Raw genomic sequence first — 20692 nt, 5'->3', positions numbered from 1 at the left:
TACTTCTTTAGTAATCCTACTTTTCTAACCATCTACCATAAAATAATTTCAATAATGTTCAAAATATCCTTAAATATGAATAAATTTGGTTACACGCAGTCAAAAAACAAAGCTTTTATAAAAAAAATAACCCTATTCCTTTTTTTTATGTCCCTATCCATAAATGCTCAAATCGATAAAATCGAACCTCCATTTTGGTATGCGGGAATGCATAATCCAAATTTACAGATTATGTTTTATGGCAAAGACATAGCTAAATATCAAGTCACCGTTTCAAATGAAACCAAAATAATCAATGTCAAAAGAACAGAAAATCCCAACTATATTTTTGTGACTATTGACACACAAAAAACACCTTCTACCGATTTAGTTTTTAGCTTTAAAAGCAACAACAAAGAACTATTTACTCAGAAATATTCCATCAAAAAAAGACGTAAAAACTCTGCTCAACGCAAAAGTTTTGATGCCTCTGATATGTTATATTTATTAATGCCCGATCGTTTTGCTAATGGAAATCCAGACAATGACAGTAACGACAACACTGTCGAAAAATACAATCGTGATTTACCTGGTGGAAGACATGGAGGAGACATACAAGGTATTATAAACAATTTAGACTACATTTCATCGCTGGGAGCAACAGCAATATGGAGTACACCACTTTGTGAGGATAATGACCCCGCTTTCTCTTATCATACTTATGCGCAATCTGATGTTTATAAAATTGACCCTCGTTATGGAACCAATGAAGATTATGTTCGTTTGTCATCAGAAATGCATAAAAAAGATTTGAAATTAGTCATGGACTATGTAACCAATCATTGGGGAATTGAACATTGGATGATGAAAGACTTGCCAACAAAAGACTGGGTACATCAATTTGATAATTATACGCAAACCAATCATAAAAGATCAACAATCACCGACATCAACGCCTCTGAATTTGATAAAAAAGTATGTTTAGATGGCTGGTTTGTTCCCTCAATGCCCGACTTAAACCAATCAAATCCTTTGGTGTTAAATTATTTGAAACAAAATGCAATTTGGTGGATTGAATATGCAAATGTAGATGGCTTTAGAGTAGACACCTACAACTATTCTGACCCTAAAGGAATTGCCTCTTGGACAAAAGCAATTACTGATGAATACCCAAATTTTAATATTGTAGGGGAAATTTGGATGCAAAGTCAAGCTCAAATGGCGTATTGGCAAAAAGACAGTAAAATTGGAGCCATCCAAAACTTCAATTCAAACTTACCAAGTGTAATGGATTTTACGTTACATGATGCTATTGAGAGTGTTTTTAATGAAGATGATGGAAATTGGAACAAAGGGATGGTGAAAATGTATGATAATTTTACAGAAGATTTTTTATATCCAAATCCAAATAACATTATGGTTTTTGCTGAAAATCATGACACCAGTCGATTTAACGAACTCTACAATAATGATTTCAACAAGTATAAAATGGCAATGGCCTTGATAGCTACTGTACGAGGAATTCCTCAATTATATTACGGTAGTGAAATAGGAATGAGAGGAGATAAAAACAAAGGAGATGCTGATATTAGACAAGATTTTCCTGGAGGTTGGAAAAATGATGAAAATAATGCATTCATAAAAGAAGGAAGAACAGACTGGCAAAATCAATACTTCGACTTTACTTCGAAACTTTTTAATTGGAGAAAAACCAATGAAGCAGTTCATTTCGGAAAAATGACCCACTATATTCCTGAACACAATGTCTATGTTTATTTTAGATATACCGAAAACAAAACGGTAATGATTGTTATCAACAATAGTAAGGAAGATCATACTATAAAAACAGATCGTTTTCAAGAAAACATCAAAACCCATAAAACAGGAAAAGATATCTTAACTGATCATTCTTATGACTTATCTAATGAAATTAATATAAACAGTAAATCTGTTTTGATATTAGAATTAGAATAGTTTTAGCTACTTGATACATCTCTTTAATTTACTTTTCGAATAAAAATATGAAAAAAAACACAGCCCTCATTTTACTTTTTACAATGGCATTCTTTGCTAGTTGTTCCAGTACAAAAACAATTAAGAAAAATAATTCAATAAGTGAAACCCCATTTGTTTGGGAGTCAGCAAGTGTTTATTTTTTATTGACTGATCGTTTTAACAATGGAGATAAATCCAATGATTTAAACTTTAACAGAAATAAAACTGCTGGAAAACTTCGTGGTTTTGAAGGGGGAGATATTCTAGGTATTTCTAAAAAAATTGACGAAGGGTATTTTGATAAATTAGGAATAAATGCCATTTGGTTTACACCTATTGTAGAACAAATACATGATGCCGTTGACGAAGGAACTGGCTTAAGCTATGGCTTTCATGGCTATTGGGCTAGGGATTGGACTGCTTTAGATCCTAACTTTGGAACTAAAAAAGATTTGGCCGCTTTGGTTCAAAAAGCACATGCACATGGCATTCGTATTATTCTAGATGGCGTGATAAACCACACTGGACCAGTAACAAATGATGACACTATTTGGCCTTCGGATTGGGTGCGAACAGGGCCACAATGTGATTATAAATCCTTTGAAACTACAACCGTTTGTACCTTAGTAAAAAACCTTCCAGATGTAAAAACCGAAAGCAATCAAGAAGTTACACTTCCTCCTTTTTTAATCGAAAAATGGAAAAAAGAAGGGCGTTATGAAAAAGAAGTCACTTCATTGGATGCATTTTTCAAAAGAACGGGATACCCTAGAACCCCAAAAAATTATATCATAAAATGGCTAACCGATTATATCGCTGAATACGGAATTGATGGTTATAGAGCAGATACGGTTAAACATACTAATGAAAGTGTTTGGTCCGATTTTAAAACACAATGTAATTATGCATTTGCAACTTGGAAAAAAAACAATCCTACGAAAGTACTAGATAACAACTCTTTTTACACGATTGCTGAAGTCTACAATTACAACATTAGTGCAGGTAAATATTTTGATTTTGGAGATAAAAAAGTAAACTATTACGAAAACGGATTTAACAACATGATCAATTTCGAATTCAAATGGGATGCACAAAAAAACTATGAATTTATATTCTCTAAATATTCTAAAATCTTAAACGGAGAATTAAAAGGATATAGTGTTTTAAACTATTTGTCTTCACATGATGATGGAGGCCCTTTTGATGCAGCAAGAACCAAAAACAAAGAAACTGCAACAAAATTATTGCTTTCTCCAGGACTTGCACAAGTCTATTACGGAGACGAGTCAGCGCGTTCTTTAATTGTCGAAGGTACCGAAGGCGATGCCACCTTGCGATCCATGATGAATTGGGACGATATAACAACAAATTCTGATACACAAAAAGCACTTTTACACTGGCAAAAACTAGGACAGTTTAGAAAAAATCATCCCGCAATTGGAGCTGGAGTTCACCAAGAAATTTCTGCGCAACCTTATACTTTTTCAAGAACGTATTCCAAAGGAAATTACACCGATAAAGTAGTTGTAGGACTGGATTTGGCAATTGGTAAAAAAGAACTTTCAGTAGGAACCGTATTCTCTGAAGGGACAAAGTTAAAAGATGACTATTCTGGAAAAGAAGCTACGGTAACAAATGGAAAAATTACTATTGATTCCCCATTTGACATTGTTTTATTAGAAAAATAAACAGTTCCATAAAATATGAAAAGCACAATCCAAACACGGTTTGTGCTTTTTTATTTTAGCTACCTTTGTAAAAAATCTATACCATGTTAAAAATTGGGCATCGAGGTGCAAAAGGGCATAAACCCGAGAATACCTTAATCGGTTTTCAAAAAGCCATCGACCTTCATGCTAATCGAATTGAGCTCGACGTTCATTTAAGTCTAGATAATGAATTAATGGTTATTCATGATGAAACAGTAGATCGAACAACTGATGGTAAGGGATTTGTAAGTGAATTTTCGCTTCCAGAATTAAAACGCTTCCTGATAAATAAAGAACATCATATTCCAACATTATCAGAAGTTTTAAAATTAATTGATCAAAAATGTGACATCAATATTGAGTTAAAAAGTTTTGAAACTGCAGATAAAGTAGTGGATCTAATTGAAAAATACGTTTCAGAAAAAAACTGGATATACAGTCAATTTTTGGTTTCTAGTTTTGATTGGAACGCTTTACAAAAAGTGGCTGCTGCAAACGCACTAATTCCTATTGGGGTTATAACAGAAACGGATTTGGATCTGGCATTGGCTTTCGCCAAAGTTATCCAAGCAAAATCCATTCATCCTTATTTTCATTTGTTAAACAAAGAAAATACGGCCCAATTACAAGAAAAAGGATTTCAAGTATTCCCTTGGACGGTCAATGAAACTGAAGACATAAAAAGAATAAAAACATATCAAGTAGACGGAATCATATCTGATTTTCCCGATAGATTATAAATTTTGCTTTAAGCAAAAACAACAAAAATATGAATCAAGATTTTGATATAATAATAGTAGGTGGTGGTGCAGCAGGATTTTTTACAGCTATTAACATCGTAGAGAAAAATCCAAAACTAAAAGTAACCATATTAGAACGTGGTGCCGAAGTATTGCAAAAAGTACGCATTTCAGGTGGTGGAAGATGTAATGTGACACATGCTTGTTTTGAACCCAATGAATTGGTGAAATTCTATCCACGTGGAGAAAAAGAATTACGTGGTCCCTTTCATCAGTTTTGCTCGGGAGATACTATCGAATGGTTTGAAAAACATGGCGTAGAATTAAAAATGGAAGATGATGGAAGAATGTTTCCAGTCTCCAATTCGTCACAATCCATAATTGATTGTTTCCTGACGGCAACGCAAAAACTAGGAATAAAAATCTTGACAGGACAAAGTGTGCAATCTATTTTCAAGAAAGACAATATTTGGAAAATAGAAACGCAAAGCGAAAATTACATTGCGGAGAAATTAATTCTTGCCACCGGAAGCAACCCAAAAATATGGGAAATGCTACAAACCTATGGTCATGCCATCGTGAGCCCCGTTCCTTCCCTATTCACTTTCAATATCAAAGACAGTAGAATTAAAGAATTACCTGGAGTAGCAGCATTAGCAACCGTAAAAGTAAAAGATACAAAACTAGAATCTACAGGTCCATTATTGATAACGCACTGGGGTATGAGTGGTCCAGCTGTTTTAAAACTATCGGCTTGGGGAGCGCGAATACTACATGATAAAAACTATCAATTTACCATATTCGTGAATTGGCTGAATGATATTGACACAGCAGATACCGAGAAAAAACTAAAAGAATTAAAACAGGAACACGCCAAGAAAGCGGTTTCTAAAAAATCACCATTTGACTTCCCCAATCGTTTATGGGAGAGCTTAGTTCTTGCTTCTGGAATTGAAGCCGAAACCAAATGGGCTGATTTATCAAAAATACAATTGCAAAACTTAGCCAATCAATTGACCAATGGAACTTTTCAAGTCAATGGAAAAAGCACTTTTAAAGAAGAATTTGTAACCGCTGGCGGAATCGATTTGAAAGAAATCAACTTCAAAACCATGGAAAGCAAATTGCATGAAAATCTTTATTTTGCTGGAGAAATAGTAAATATTGATGCCATTACAGGCGGATTTAATTTCCAGAATGCTTGGACAAGCGGATTTATATTGGCGAATGCCATTTAACCAAAACGAAACTTTATCTATTCAACCACCAAATACTTCCATTCAACACCATCGCAAAACTGACCCAAGCCAAATACGGTATAAATAGAAAACCCGCGATTTTATTGATTTTGGAGAATTGAGTATAGGTTTCGAATATCATTAACCATAACAAAATAATCTCAATTCCTGCTAACATTGGGTTGTGCAACCCAAAGAATAAATACGACCACAAAGCATTTAAACCCAACTGAATTACAAAAAGAACTAAAGCCTTTTTTACTAATTCTTTTTCAAAATCAATACGGTCCCAAACCAGCCCTGCTGCTATACCCATCATAATATAAAGCATACTCCAAACAGGAGCAAAAATCCAATTGGGTGGATTAAAACTAGGTTTTACTAATGTAGGATACCAAGTCAAGATACTTCCACGAGTAACTATTCCCGAAAAATATCCAACAACAAGACAAGTAACAACAACGGTAAGTATTTTAGTAAGCTTATTCATTTTAAAATTTATTTGAGGATTCAAAATTAATCAAAACTTCTCTCTAATTCTAAAAAATAAAAAATTGATAAATAATAAGATAAATGAATTGTAAATAAAATTTTAAGAAAATGGAGCAACATGATAAGAAACCAATGTCAACAAATTGACGTTAACTTAAATGAACTCTTTTACACATTACAATTTCCTTCTTTGAATAATTTCAAACAATTCTTTTTTGTAGGTATCGCCAATAGGAATACATTTTTCATTAATAAAAACGCACAAAGAATCGGTTTTTGAAATATGACGAAGCGAAACAATAAATGATTTGTGCGTCTTTACAAATTCAGAAGTGGGTAAAAAATCCTCAATATTCTTTAAAGTATTATTGGTGATAATTTGTTTGTCTTTTAAATGGATCGCAACATAATTTTTTAAACCTTCTATATAGCAGATGTCTTTTACGTAGACTTTTTCAAAATTATTCTTCCCATCTGTTTTAATAAATATAAACTCATCAATTTCTTTTAGAACTTCTTTTACCTCAGACCGAAAATTATTTTTCACTTTTAAAACAGCTTCATAAAAACGTTCAAATTCAAATGGTTTTAACAAATAATCGATTGCATCTACTTCATAGCTTTGTAGTGCAAATTGCGGATAAGCAGTAGTAAAAATAATGTTTGTTTTGCCTTTTACAATTTTCGATAACTGCAATCCTGTCAAATCTGGCATTTGGATATCCATAAAAACCAAGTCAATATTTTGTTGCTCTATTTTTGATAATGCTTCAATTGAACTTGTTGTAGTTGCTATTAGATTAAGAAAAGGAACTTTACTAACATATTTTTCCAGCAATCGGACAGCAGGTGGTTCATCATCAACAATGAGGCATTTTAGTGTTTTCATGATTTAAATTTAAATGGCAGTTTTAATATTGTAGTAAAGATAGCATTAGATTGATTGTAACACAAGACATAATCTTGCTTGTAAATTCCACTAAGTCTCCGTTCTAAATTTTCCTTACCAATGCCATTGTTAGTGTACTTTTCTGAAGAAGAAATTTTGTTTGAGGTCTCTACAATTATTTCTTTTTCAGAAATTCTAATATTAATTTTTGCAGGATTTCGTTTGTCATTTGTAATTCCGTGTTTAAAAATATTTTCTACAAAATGTATAAAAACTAGCGATGGCACACTTTGCTCTCCTACAACTCCATCAACAGTATATTCTAGAAACAAGGTGTCTTCAAAACGTTTTCTATGCAGATAAATATAATCTTCAATGAATTTAATTTCTTTACTCAAAGGCATAAAATCATTTCCTGCTTCGTACGTCACATACCTAAGAAGATCGCACAAACGATGGATGTCTTTGGCTATTTTGGGTTGTGCATCAATCAAATCTGTATAAAAGGTGTTAAGCGTATTGAATAAAAAATGGGGTTCTAATTGTGATTTAAGAAAAGTGAGTTCTGCCTTATTATAGTCTAACTCCAGCTGGTGTATTCGGTTTTGATTGGTTGCATATTCAAAGAAAAAATACAATAAGGTACTGTATAAAATGCCTTTAACCGCAAAATAAGAATTATCAAAAGTATAGTAAAAGAATGCTCTAGACTCTTCAAAATAATTATGTTTTCCGGTGAAATGATATAAAATAACTTCTTCAAATAAATAACGAATACGTCCAAAAACAATAACAAGGAGTACTATTCCCACTGCAAACCTCAAATAGTGCTTTTTCCTTAATGTAAAAGGACAGACAACAAAAAAATTTAGTGAATAGATCGTAAAAGTTGCCACATAAATAATCAAACGATTAAAATTTAAAGGCAAATGAAAGTTACTTAAAAATCTTTCACTACCTCCGTATACATAATCTGCAAAAAGATCCATCAATACAATTGTAAGCACTAAAGCAAGATGAAAGTACCACTGTTTTTTATTTATTTCCATGGGATGAATTTACACATTATACTGTTAATCACTATTTTTTTTGGACCAACTAACGAATCCGTTGTACAAACTGACTTTTTATTTATAAAAATAATGAAATGATTGGTCTTTTAGGTTTCGTGTACTAAAAAACCACTATGGTGTAAAACGATTTATATCATCCCTTCTCTCTTATACATTTGCTCCAAACAAAAATACAGAACATGAAAACTACTATCGCGATTTTTTTATTATTCAATATTAATTTACTGTTTGCGCAGGATACAAACCTTACAGGAACAGTTTTAGCAAAAAATAGTAAAGAGAAACTAGCATTTGCAAACGTTTCTGTTTTTGATGCTCACAATAATTCCTTTATAAAATACGTAGTAACGGACGAAAACGGGAATTATGAAATTCAATTAAACAACACAGCCTTCTTTGTTCAGATTGACTTGTTGGGCTATAAGACATTCAAATCAAAAACATTCGCAGAGACAAGTGGTAATCTAAATTTTGACTTAGAAGAAGATGCTGTTTCTCTTAATGAAGTAGTTATAATGCAAAATAAAAGCCTTATCAAACTCAGTAGAGACAAAATGATTGTTGATGTAGACAAAGCAGGTTTTGGCAATGGTAATGATGGTCTTGAAACTCTAAGCAAATTGCCAGGAGTTCGTTTAGACAAGGATGAAAATGTAGTTTTTAGAGGAAACGCCAATATTCAGATTATGATAGATGGCAAACCATCACTACTAACAGGTGAGGAACTAAAGCAATATTTAAAAATGATGGATGGCACAAATATCAAATCAGTAGAGATTGTTGCTAACCCTTCAGCAAAATATGATGCATCAGGAAGTGCAGGAATTTTCAATATTGTGCTTAAAAAATCGGCTGCTAATGGTTTAACCGGAAATGTAAAATCATCTGTAGGTTACGCCGAATTTATAAAAAACTACAATGGTCTTAACTTATACAATAATACCGAAAAATGGAATACTAAATTGGGATTGAATTATGGTTATAATGAAGGAGTCAATCACAGAACGATAAACCAAACTGTAGTAAATCCAGATCTTACCACATTCCTAAAACAAAAAAATGACTGGTTGCCCGTGTCTAACACCTATTCTGGAAACTTTGGAGCTGCACGAAAATTAAACACAAATTTAAATATTGGAGCTTCAGCAAATTACAGCATTTATAAAAGTGACGAACTAACCAACGGTCGCACCGAAGAATTTGACAACACAATTTACAATCGATATACTATTTTGAAAACAGATAATGCTATTTTAAGCCATACCTTAACGGGGACTATTTTCTATAATTTTGCCTCAGATAGTCTGGATACTAAACTCGATGCTCAAATTAATTATGCTAATTATCAAAATGATAGTGACCGCATCACTTCCAACTCTTATTTCAAAGCAAATACTAACGAAACTTACAAAGCCGATGAGTTTGTAAAATATCAAAATCCAACAAATTTCAATATCATAAGCGCAAAACTAGATTATGAGAAAAAAATAAATAAAACGTTTAGTATTGAAACTGGTGGTAAATACAGCTATGTCAATAATGACTATACAATTGTGTTACAAGATAGAAATGATCAAGGAGAGTATACTTTAAATACAAATCGAAGCAATCAATTAATCTATAAAGAATCTATTTTCTCTGGATACGGAATTACTAATTTTGCAAAAGGTAACTTTGATATTCAGGCTGGATTAAGAGCAGAATATATTCATTATGACGCAACTTCTTTAACCTCAAATACCACAAATAAGAACAATTATCTATCGCTATTTCCTTCTTTCAGCGTTAACGGTAATTTTAACGATAATCAATTTAAATTTTCTTACAGTCGCCGTATTCAGAGACCGCGCTACTTATATCTTAATCCGTATTACGAATACATTGATACGTACAATGTTTCTGTAGGCAATCCAAGTTTGACACCTGAATTTACCAATGCCTTCGAATTAGTTTGGATTAAAAAGCAAAAAACATCGCTTTCCTTATTTGCTAATTTCTCTACAGATGAAATGTATCAAATTATTGAATATAATAAGGATACAAAAATTACAACGTTGTACTATGATAATATTGGGAGTTCACAAAGTATCGGACTTTCTTTTAACACAAGCTGGTCACTAAAAAAATGGTGGGAAGCTCAACTGAGTACTGAAGTTTCTTTTGTACAAGCACAATCTGATATAGAAAATTATCAATTTAGTGATAGCGGAATTTCCTATAGCGGTGCAATAAACCAGTCTTTTACAATTGCAAAAGATTGGAGTGCTACATGGAACAGCTTTTACAGTAAGAATGGTAATTATGGAAATACTACTTTTAAACCGTCCTACGACATGTCTTTTAGCATGAGAAAAGATGTTGCTAATAAAAAAGTCCGCCTGAACTTAAGTGCCCAAAATGTGCTAAAGAAAAGTCAGTGGATACAAACTACTAAACAAGATAATATTACCACTAACTGGGTTAACCGATGGGAAACAAGAAAAATCACACTATCAATTACCTACAATTTTGGAACTGCAAAAAAGAAAGAAGTAAAAGATGCTGACCTTAATGATGAGCAGAACAGATTATAGTTGGTTAGCACAAAATTGTTTAACACACTCATTACAGAAGAAAAACTTAGAGATTGACGCACATGTTGAAATTGAATTTGCATATTCTAAAAAGATACTCCAAAATCTAGAACTGACAATAACAATAAGGTAAACAATTAATTTAGTTTAATCCTATTACTACTAGATTAAAAAAATCTCCTAATCTGCGGTCAAAAAAAAGTATCTTTGCGTAAATTTTATATTTCATGTTAACAACAAACAATTTTATCCCTAAAGCTTATTCTCATACTATAGAAAGTGGTACATTCCAGTGGAGTGCTCCCAGCAATATCGCTTTGGTGAAATATTGGGGGAAAAAAGAGAATCAAATTCCAGCTAATCCATCGGTGAGTTTTACCTTGAACAACTGTAAAACTGTTACTACGCTAGCTTTCGCCAAAAAAGACATTTCGACTACGCTTAATCCGGCAAATAATACTTTTTCTTTTGATTTACTTTTTGAAGGCAAACCAAAAGAGGACTTCAAGCCAAAAATTCTAAAATTCTTAGAGCGAATTGAAATATACCTGCCTTTTTTGAAGGAATATCATTTTACTATAGACACACAAAATACTTTTCCGCATAGTTCAGGAATTGCGTCATCAGCTTCTGGAATGGCTGCACTTGCCATGAATTTCATGAGCTTAGAAAAAGCACTAAATCCAACAATGACTGAGGATTATTTTTATCAAAAAGCTTCTTTCCTCGCAAGACTGGGTTCAGGTAGCGCTTGTCGTAGTGTAAAAGGGCAAGTAGTTGTATGGGGAAAACAAGCTAATATTAAAGGAAGTGCTGATTTATACGGAGTCGAATTTCCAAATGCCATTCACGAGAATTTCAAGAATTACCAAGATACTATTCTACTCGTTGACAAAGGCGAGAAACAAGTTTCGAGCACTGTAGGCCATGATTTGATGCACAATCATCCCTATGCTGAAAGAAGATTTGCCCAAGCGCATGAAAACCTAGACAAACTAATTGCGATTTTTGAAAGCGGGAATTTGGAAGAATTTATTAAAGTGGTCGAAAGTGAAGCGTTGACTTTACATGCCATGATGATGACTTCAATGCCCTATTTTATTTTAATGAAACCGAATACCTTGCAAATCATTAATGCGATTTGGAAATTCAGAAATGACACTAAAATCCCAGTGTGTTTTACACTTGATGCAGGAGCAAATGTCCATGTATTGTATCCCGAAAACGTTAGCGAAAAAGTTTTGCAATTTATTAAGAACGAATTAGTTGGCTTTTGCCAAAATGGGCAGTATCTTTGTGACGAAATTGGAAATGGTGCTGTATTAAATTAGTCTATTTTTTTTGTTTATCTTTATTTTTTAAAGATTTAAAATTATGGATATTGAGTCTGAAAAATTAGAAATAATTAAATTGTTGTTAGACACTAATGACAAGACTATAATTGAGGCAATAAAAAACATTTTCGAATTACAAAAGAGAGTTGTTTGGAACGAATTAACACCTGAGCAACAAGAAAAAATTGACTCTAAAATTCTAGAAGAGAATCGAGGAGATCAAGTAGATTTATAAAAAAACAAGAAATAATTACCAACCCCAAATTGTTAATTCTTAAATAAATATGAAAGGACCATTATTTTACTCAAAAATATTACTCTTTGGAGAATACGGAATTATTCGCGACTCTAAGGGTTTATCGATTCCTTATAATTTTTATAATGGAGCATTGAAAAGAAATGAAAATCCATCGGCAGAAGCTATTGCATCAAATGCTAGCTTGAACCGTTTTGCTGTATATCTTGAAACCTTACAACAAGAACAACCCAATCTTGTAACATTTGACCTAGCTACTTTAAAGCAAGATATCAAAACAGGAATGTACTTTGACTCCAGTATCCCGCAAGGATATGGTGTGGGAAGTAGTGGTGCACTTGTTGCGGCTATTTATGATAAATATGCGCAAGACAAAATCACTGTTCTTGAAAATTTGACACGTGAAAAACTATTGCAATTAAAAAATATATTTTCTCAAATGGAGAGTTTTTTCCACGGAAAAAGTTCTGGTTTAGATCCTTTAAACAGCTATTTGAGTATTCCTATTTTAATAAACTCCAAAGACAACATTGAAGCAACTGGAATCCCAAATCAAAGTTTTGACGGGAAAGGAGCTGTATTTCTGCTGGACTCAGGAATTGTAGGAGAAACGGCACCTATGGTTAATATCTTTATGGAGAACCTAAAAGACAAAGGATTCCGTACGATGTTGAAAAATCAGTTTGTAAAATATACTGACGCTTGTGTAGAGAATTTCTTGGGTGGTGACATGAAATCTTTGTTCATGAATACTAAAAAATTATCAAAAGTAGTTTTGAATAACTTCAAACCTATGATTCCAGAGCAATTTCATGCCATTTGGCAAAAAGGAATTGACACCAATGATTATTATTTAAAATTATGTGGTTCTGGTGGAGGCGGTTATATTCTAGGTTTTACCGAAGATTTAGAACGCGCCAAAGCATCTTTACAAGATTATAAATTAGAAGTGGTCTATCAATTCTAATAGAACCTGAAAAATAAATTTAAAGCTTAAAATTCTTTGTGGTTTTAAGCTTTATTATTTTAAAAAAGTATGGCATTAAGCAGAAAGTATAAGCTTTTATTAATGAAGATAGTCAGTTTATTCTCAGTAGTAAGAGGATATAATATCCCTATCATTATACTAGCGCAGTATCTTTCGGCAATTTTTATTCTGGCACCAGAGAAAAGAGCCATTGCTATTCTATTGGATTTTAATTTGTTTTTACTCGTATTTGCATCTGCTATTACCATTGCTTCCGGCTATATTATCAATAATTTTTATGACAGCCAAAAAGATCTAATCAACCGTCCTAACAAATCAATGCTAGACAGATTAGTTAGTCAATCCACAAAACTAAAAGTTTATTTTGCATTAAACTTTTTAGCTGTATTGTTAGCCATATTTGCTTCTTGGCAAGCTTTTATATTCTTTTCAGGATACATTTTTCTAATTTGGTTTTACTCTCATAAAATTAAAAAATATGCAGTTGTAGGCAATCTAACCGCTACAGTAATGGCTGTCATTCCATTTTTTGCCATTTTACTGCATTATTATTACAACCTCAGTTTTGAAGAGATTGAAAATTACAAAGGCCATTTTGCTGTAATTTTTGCACATGCTTGCTTTTTATTTTTACTATTACTTATTCGAGAAATGATTAAGGATTTAGAAAATTTAAAAGGAGATTTGGCTAATGATTACCAAACCATCCCAATTCGTTTTGGAGAAACGGTTTCTAAAAAGATAATTACTGTTTTGACACTTTTAACTATTTTTCCAGTTTACGTTTTAGTAGACATCTACGACGTTGGTTATATGGATATTTACTTTTATTGTTGTTTTATTATTCTAATTTTCTTCATACTATACCTGTGGAAATCCAATAAAAAAGAACAGTATTTATTACTTCATAATGTTTTGAAATTCCTAATTGTTGCCGGTGTTTTTTGTATTGTATTGATTAATCCATCTGTATTATGGAATGGTAAAAAACTGTTGTTACTTCTATAAGAAAATCATTCTAGCAGTCTCTAATCATTATACTTGTTTAGCCCCGATTACTTCACATAATATTTATTTTAATTGGAGTTCAGTGAACCTTGTTTACAACGGCATCCTTTTACTTTTTCCTTTAAAAAGTAAAAGATAGAGTGAAAAGCGGGAAATTGCTCCAAAAAAACGAAACAAAAACCTATTAGATAGATCGTTAGCGTTTTATAATTACCATATATCGATTGTCAACTATATAAATACTATCTTTGCACAAATTATAGAATATTATGAATAATAAGGAAGGCAATAATAAAAAAAGCGGTGCTAGACCTACGAGTTCTAGACCTAGCTCTAATAAGCCAAAACCTGCGATGCAAAAAAGGGCACAAGGGCCTAAAAAAGTAAAAGTAAATACTAAGGTTGCTGAAGTCGTTTCGGATAAAGTAGAGAAAAAACCGAATCAGGCTCCAAAGAGACCTAAGGTAAAAGATGAAATTCGTTTGAATAAATATATCGCAAATTCTGGTGCTTGCTCACGTCGTGATGCTGATATTTACATTCAATCAGGTACTGTGAAAGTAAATGGAATTGCCGTTACCGAAATGGGATATATGGTAAAACCAGGTGACGTTGTTAACTTTGACGGGGTAAAATTAACTCCAGAGAAAAAAGTATACATCTTATTGAACAAGCCTAAAAACTTCACGACAGCTCTTGACGAAGGTCAAGAATTTCGTAATGTTTTGGAACTGGTAAAAGGTTCTACAACTTCAAAAATTGGAGCTGTAGGGAGAATGGATAAAAATACGACTGGTCTATTATTGTTTACCAATGACACAGACATGATTCGTAAATTTACTTTACCTAGTCAAAAATCATCAAAAATTTATCAAGTTTCTCTTGACAAAAACTTAAAATTTGAAGATTTAGAAAAAATCAACAAAGGACTTGTTCTTGATGGACACCGTGTTTTTGTAGAAGACGTAAGTTATATTGAAGGAGAAGCAAAAAGTGAAATAGGTTTAAAACTGAGATCATCAAATGTAAAAGTAGTTCGTTCTATTTTTGAACATTTTAGTTATGATGTTTTAAGAATTGACCGTGTTTCATTTGCAGGTTTGACAAAGAAAAACTTACCAAGAGGAAACTGGAGATTACTTACGGAACAAGAAATAATCAATTTAAAGAACGTTTAATTCTTTATTTTTTTTCACTCATAAAAATCCCATTCGTGTTTATCGAAATGGGATTTTTTAATAATAGACCACTATGACACCCGAAAAACTACAATCAATCGCCTTTAAATGGTTTGAGACTTTTAATAATAAAGAATTAGAAAAACTGTTGGCACTATATGATGACGATGCCCTACACTTTAGCCCTAAACTAAAAATACACCAACCAGAGACTAATGGTTTTGTATCAGGGAAAGAGGCTTTACGCCAATGGTGGCAAGGAGCATTTGACCGATTGCCTAGTTTAAACTATAAAGTAACCTCACTTACTGCCAATGGCGATCGTGTTTTTATGGAATACATACGAACGGTAGATAACGAAGAGGAAATGCTTATTGCGGAAGTACTTGATATTAGAAACGATAAAATTGTAGCTTCAAGAGTCTACCATGGATAAATTATTGTTTTATCAAATTTTATTATAGCTTTACATAACATTAATTCAAGTAAATCATGAAAAAAACGCCTGTAGTTTTAATCGCAATTCTGATTTCAGTACTTTTAGTTAACTGCAAATCGGGAAAAAGAAAACAAGATTTCTCTAGAGTTACAAAAAAATATTTTGATGATAAAAATGCATTAGATCCATTAAACGCCACTCAAAATGGGCAAAATGAGTATAATGATCAGCTCGTATTTGAGATGACTGATAGTTATCGAAAATCACAATTGGCATTTTTCAATAAATACGAAACAACATTAGATTCTGTTGATGTGAAAGACTTATCCGCAGAAGAAATAAATAGTTACGAAATCATTAAATGGGAGGTAGAAATCGGAAAAAAATTATTGGATCAACCTACCAATTTAATGCCTATTCACCAGTTTTGGGGAACACACTTGACCATGGGACAATATGCAGGAGGCACAAGTGGACAACCTTTTAAAACAGAAAAAGACTATACTAATTTCTTAAAAAGAATGGACTTATATAGTGTTTGAATAGACTCAGCAATGGTTTACATGAAAAACGGGATTGAAAAAGGAGCTGTTTTACCTAAATCCTTAACGGAGAAAGTAATTCCGCAATTTGCCGAAATGGCGACTCCCAACATTGAAGATAATTTATTCTATTCTTCCATAAAAATAATGCCACCAACTTTTTCTGAAGAAACCAAAAAGGATTTTACAGCAAAATACACTGCAATAATTAATGAGAAATTAATTCCAAAGTATAAAAAAATGGCTGATTTTCTTAAAAACGAATACTTACCTGCCTCACGAACTACAAGCGGAATAGGAAGTTTGCATTTTGGAAAAGAATTGTATACTATCTATGTAAAGCAGTGGACTACAACCGAAATGACTCCTGAGGAAATTCATGAATTAGGCCTTAAAGAAGTAGCTCGTATTAATGCTGAAATGGAAAAGGTAAAAACCCAAGTAGGATTTAAAGGAACTTTACCAGAATTTTTTGAGTATGTAAGAAACAACCCAGAATTAAAACCTTTCAAAAAACCAGAGGAAGTCATCGCTAATTTTGAAAGAATCTATAGCATCATCAAACCAAATGTTGACAAGTTGTTTTCGCTACAACCCAAAACAAAATTTGAAATTAGAAGAACCGAAGCATTTAGAGAAAAAACAGCTAGTGCAGAATACATGCAAGGAACTGCTGATGGTTCTCGCCCTGGAATTTTTTATGTTCCCATCCCAGATGTAAAAGAATACAATATGTATGGTGATGAAGACTTGTTTTTGCATGAAGCAATTCCTGGACATCATTTCCAAATTTCATTACAACAAGAAAACGCTAGCCTTCCTGATTTTAGAAAATTCAATTGGTTTGGTGCCTATGGAGAAGGTTGGGCGTTGTACACAGAAAGCCTAGGAAAAGAATTGGGATTATACACTGATCCGTATCAGTATTTTGGGAATTTAGGAAACGAAATGCACAGAGCAGTTCGATTAGTAGTTGATACTGGATTACATAGTAAAGGTTGGACTAGAGAACAAGCAATCAAATATTCTCTAGAAAATGAAGCCGAAAGCGAAGCGAGTATTACTACCGAAATAGAACGCTATATGGCTATTCCTGGACAAGCTTTGTCTTACAAAATTGGGCAGATGAAAATCATAGAATTACGCAAAAGAGCTCAAGATAAAATGGGCGACAAATTTGACATTAAAAAATTCCACGAAAAAGTTTTAGAATCAGGTGTTATGCCATTAGCTTTATTAGAGAAAAAAATTGATGCATGGATAGCTGAAAAATAGCTTTAATTCACATATTAAAAAGAATACCAAAAAAGTCTCATTGAAATTAAACAACGAGACTTTTTTTGTATAAAATAATAAATAGAAATTTTAATTTATAGTAATTTTATCGGCCATTGTAGAAACAAAAAATGATAATGAGCGAAAAAAACTCTTTAAAAGAAATTGGTAAATTATTTTTAAAATTAGGCGTAATTGGCTTTGGAGGTCCTGCAGCTCATATTGCCATGATGCGACAAGAAGTGGTAATAAAAAAAAAGTGGCTGACTGAACAACACTTCTTAGACCTTATAGGAGCAACCAGTTTAATTCCTGGTCCCAACAGCACCGAAATGGCTATTCATATTGGTCGTGAAAGAGGTGGCACAAAAGGATTACTTGTTGCTGGAATATGTTTCATTTTGCCCGCAGTGCTTATCACTGGATTTTTTGCCTATTTCTACAAAGAATACGGGCAACAACCCGAAGCCCAAGCCTTTTTATATGGAATCAAACCAGCGATTATTGCTATAATTCTAGCAGCTATCTATCCTTTAGCTAAGAAATCAGTAAAAACGAAAGAACTGGCTCTCATTGGAATCCTAACATTGGTTTTATCGCTATTGAAAATTAATGAAATCTACTTACTTTTTGGAGCTGGATTAGTAGCTTTGTTGTATTCTAAAATTAAAAGTCCACAAACATTCAATATAATTCCGCTTACATTATTTCAAGTCACAAAAACGACCATAGTAACAGCAACCAACTGGAATCTATTTTTGATATTTTTAAAAATTGGGGCAATCTTATACGGAAGTGGCTATGTCCTTTTTGCTTTTTTAGATACCGAATTAGTTTCAACTGGCATTATATCAAGAGCAACCTTAGTAGACGCCGTAGCAATTGGTCAATTTACGCCTGGACCCGTTTTCTCATCAGTTACTTTCATTGGATATCAAATTAATGGTTTAGTAGGCGCTGCTATAGCAACAATAGCCATATTTATTCCCTCCTTCTTATTTGTAGCTTTGTTAAACCCATTGGTTAAAAAACTTCGGGCTTCACCTTCCATTTCTATTTTTCTTGATGCAGTTAATGTTGCTTCTGTTGCTATTATTGTAGCAATCTGTTGGCAAATGGGTAGCGATTCCATTTTAGACTGGCGCACCTTACTTATTGCCATAACCAGCGTTATAGTAACATTTGGCTTTCCGAAAGTCAATAGTGCCTTTATTGTAATTTATGGCGCACTAGCGGGATATTTATTATTGTTTATGGGGTAAACGAGGATGCATTCATCATAAAGAGTCAAAAATTCAAATATCAACCCCTTTATTCAAAAGTATTTAACAAAAAAAAAGCTTCTCGATTGAGAAGCTTTTTAAGTGCGGATAATAGGACTCGAACCTACACGCCTTGCGGCACCAGATCCTAAGTCTGGCATGTCTACCAATTTCACCATATCCGCGTGTAATTGTGGGTGCAAATATAATCATATCTTCCAACATTCAAAGTAATTTTTCAAAAAAATTTTTATTCAATTTTTTGTACTTTTGAGACTCAATAAAAAACACATAAATGGAAAATATAAAGTCATACGTTCAAGAAAACAAAGATCGTTTTATCAGCGAATTAATTGAATTATTAAAAATACCATCTGTAAGTGCTGACTCTGCCTACTCACAAGATGTAATAGACACATCTGAAGCTGTAAAATTAAGTCTTGAAAAAGCGGGTTGCGATAAAGTCGAAATTTGTGAAACAGATGGCTATCCAATTGTATATGGTGAAAAAATAATTGACCCTGCATTACCAACTATCTTAGTATACGGACATTACGATGTTCAACCAGCGGATCCAATTGAATTATGGACCTCTCCTCCATTCGAGCCTGTTATAAAAACAACCGATATTCATCCTGAAGGAGCCATTTTTGCACGTGGTGCTTGTGACGACAAAGGCCAAATGTACATGCACGTAAAAGCTTTTGAATATATGATTCAAAACAACAACTTGCCATGTAACGTGAAATTCATGATTGAAGGCGAAGAAGAAGTGGGTAGTGTAAACCTAAAAACATTTGTAGAAAACAATACCGAGAAACTAAAAAACGACGTCATTCTTATTTCTGATACAGGAATGATTTCTAATCAACAACCTTCTATCACCACTGGACTTCGTGGTTTAAGCTATGTAGAAGTGGAAGTTACAGGACCAAACCGCGATTTACATTCTGGACTTTATGGAGGTGCCGTAGCAAATCCAATTAATATTTTGGCCAAAATGATTGCGTCCCTTCATGACGAAAACAATCACATTACTATTCCAGGATTTTATGACAATGTAGAAGAGTTGTCACTAGAAGAAAGAGCTGAGATGGCCAAAGCGCCTTTTAGCTTAGAAGATTATAAAAAAGCACTAGACCTAAATGACGTTTATGGTGAAAAAGGATATACAACAAATGAAAGAAATTCCATTCGTCCTACGCTTGACGTAAACGGAATCTGGGGTGGTTACACTGGAGAAGGTGCAAAAACCGTTATCGCAAGCAAGGCTTTTGCCAAAATCTCTATGCGATTAGTTCCTAACCAAGACTGGGAACAAATCACAGAATTGTTTACCAAGCATTTCATTAGCATTGCTCCTGCTGGCGTTACCGTAAAGGTAAAACCGCATCATGGAGGTCAAGGATACGTAACACCTATTGACAGCATTGGCTACAAAGCAGCAAATATGGCTTATACCGAAACTTTTGGAATTCCTGCCATTCCCGTTCGTTCAGGAGGAAGTATTCCTATCGTTGCCTTATTTGAGAAAGAATTAAAAAGCAAAACCATCTTGATGGGATTTGGATTAGACAGCGATGCCATTCACTCTCCTAACGAGCATTTTGGGATTTTCAATTACTTAAAAGGGATTGAAACCATTCCGTTATTTTACAAATATTTCGTGGAGCTTAGCAAATAAATTATATTTCAATAAACACACAATCCGTTCAGAAATGA

General features: G+C 33.1%; 16 protein-coding genes, 1 tRNA gene and 1 pseudogene. 14 read left to right on the top strand and 4 right to left on the bottom strand.

Annotated elements, in window-relative coordinates:
• Window positions 1-75: 75 nt before the first annotated feature.
• From AB3G36_RS05470 to AB3G36_RS05455, 4 genes are all read left to right on the top strand, one after another.
• On the top strand, window positions 76-1953 hold the full coding sequence (locus AB3G36_RS05470) for a glycoside hydrolase family 13 protein (RefSeq protein ID WP_367756792.1): 1878 nt from the start codon (window positions 76-78) through the stop codon (window positions 1951-1953).
• A gap of 47 nt (window positions 1954-2000) precedes the next feature.
• Window positions 2001-3662: an alpha-amylase family glycosyl hydrolase gene (locus tag AB3G36_RS05465; protein WP_367756790.1), complete on the top strand. Its 1662-nt coding sequence runs from the start codon at window positions 2001-2003 to the stop codon at window positions 3660-3662.
• Window positions 3663-3745: 83 nt separating this feature from the next.
• Window positions 3746-4423, top strand: a complete 678-nt coding sequence (locus tag AB3G36_RS05460) for a glycerophosphodiester phosphodiesterase (RefSeq protein ID WP_367756788.1) — start codon at window positions 3746-3748, stop codon at window positions 4421-4423.
• A 29-nt stretch (window positions 4424-4452) separates the two neighbouring features.
• Window positions 4453-5661 (top strand): NAD(P)/FAD-dependent oxidoreductase, encoded by a 1209-nt coding sequence (locus AB3G36_RS05455; RefSeq protein WP_367756786.1) that lies wholly within the window; start codon window positions 4453-4455, stop codon window positions 5659-5661.
• 13 nt (window positions 5662-5674) lie between these two features.
• Here the strand turns inward: AB3G36_RS05455 and AB3G36_RS05450 are convergent, their stop codons facing one another.
• The 3 genes from AB3G36_RS05450 to AB3G36_RS05440 all read right to left on the bottom strand — a co-directional run bounded on the left by AB3G36_RS05450 (window position 5675) and on the right by AB3G36_RS05440 (window position 8091).
• Window positions 5675-6151, bottom strand: coding sequence for a TspO/MBR family protein (locus tag AB3G36_RS05450; protein WP_367756784.1), 477 nt, complete (start codon window positions 6149-6151; stop codon window positions 5675-5677).
• Between the two features lie 177 nt (window positions 6152-6328).
• On the bottom strand, window positions 6329-7042 hold the full coding sequence (locus tag AB3G36_RS05445; protein WP_367756782.1) for a LytR/AlgR family response regulator transcription factor: 714 nt from the start codon (window positions 7040-7042) through the stop codon (window positions 6329-6331).
• Window positions 7039-8091, bottom strand: a complete 1053-nt coding sequence (locus tag AB3G36_RS05440; RefSeq protein ID WP_367756780.1) for a sensor histidine kinase — start codon at window positions 8089-8091, stop codon at window positions 7039-7041. The genes AB3G36_RS05445 and AB3G36_RS05440 overlap by 4 nt, the downstream gene beginning before the upstream one ends.
• 203 nt (window positions 8092-8294) lie before the next feature.
• Between AB3G36_RS05440 and AB3G36_RS05435 the strand changes: the two genes are divergently transcribed.
• From AB3G36_RS05435 to chrA, 9 genes and pseudogenes are all read left to right on the top strand, one after another.
• A complete protein-coding gene (locus AB3G36_RS05435) occupies window positions 8295-10688 on the top strand; it encodes an outer membrane beta-barrel protein (protein WP_367756778.1) in 2394 nt (797 codons plus the stop codon).
• Window positions 10689-10915: 227 nt separating this feature from the next.
• Entirely contained in the window at window positions 10916-12019 is a 1104-nt protein-coding gene (locus AB3G36_RS05430) for a diphosphomevalonate/mevalonate 3,5-bisphosphate decarboxylase family protein (protein WP_367756776.1), read from the top strand.
• A gap of 43 nt (window positions 12020-12062) precedes the next feature.
• Window positions 12063-12257: a hypothetical protein gene (locus tag AB3G36_RS05425; protein WP_367756774.1), complete on the top strand. Its 195-nt coding sequence runs from the start codon at window positions 12063-12065 to the stop codon at window positions 12255-12257.
• Window positions 12258-12306: 49 nt separating this feature from the next.
• Window positions 12307-13245 (top strand): mevalonate kinase, encoded by a 939-nt coding sequence (locus tag AB3G36_RS05420; RefSeq protein WP_367756772.1) that lies wholly within the window; start codon window positions 12307-12309, stop codon window positions 13243-13245.
• Window positions 13246-13314: 69 nt separating this feature from the next.
• Window positions 13315-14274 carry a geranylgeranylglycerol-phosphate geranylgeranyltransferase gene (locus AB3G36_RS05415; protein ID WP_367756770.1) on the top strand — a complete coding sequence of 320 codons (960 nt, stop codon included), beginning with the start codon at window positions 13315-13317 and terminating at the stop codon, window positions 14272-14274.
• 269 nt (window positions 14275-14543) lie between these two features.
• On the top strand, window positions 14544-15452 hold the full coding sequence (locus tag AB3G36_RS05410) for a pseudouridine synthase (RefSeq protein ID WP_367756768.1): 909 nt from the start codon (window positions 14544-14546) through the stop codon (window positions 15450-15452).
• A 73-nt stretch (window positions 15453-15525) separates the two neighbouring features.
• Complete coding sequence (locus AB3G36_RS05405; RefSeq protein ID WP_367756766.1) at window positions 15526-15888, top strand: nuclear transport factor 2 family protein; 363 nt, start codon at window positions 15526-15528, stop codon at window positions 15886-15888.
• 56 nt (window positions 15889-15944) lie between these two features.
• Window positions 15945-17708, top strand: a pseudogene (locus AB3G36_RS05400) (DUF885 family protein).
• Between the two features lie 137 nt (window positions 17709-17845).
• Entirely contained in the window at window positions 17846-18970 is a 1125-nt protein-coding gene (gene chrA / locus AB3G36_RS05395; protein ID WP_367756764.1) for a chromate efflux transporter, read from the top strand.
• A gap of 103 nt (window positions 18971-19073) precedes the next feature.
• Here chrA and AB3G36_RS05390 read toward each other — a convergent pair.
• Window positions 19074-19155 (bottom strand) — tRNA-Leu (locus AB3G36_RS05390).
• 110 nt (window positions 19156-19265) lie between these two features.
• Between AB3G36_RS05390 and AB3G36_RS05385 the strand changes: the two genes are divergently transcribed.
• Window positions 19266-20654, top strand: a complete 1389-nt coding sequence (locus AB3G36_RS05385) for a dipeptidase (protein WP_367756762.1) — start codon at window positions 19266-19268, stop codon at window positions 20652-20654.
• Window positions 20655-20692 lie beyond the last annotated feature (38 nt).

Source organism: Flavobacterium sp. WC2430, from assembly GCF_040822075.1.
Lineage (GTDB): Bacteria > Bacteroidota > Bacteroidia > Flavobacteriales > Flavobacteriaceae > Flavobacterium.
This window is presented reverse-complemented; position numbering and strand designations above follow the sequence as displayed.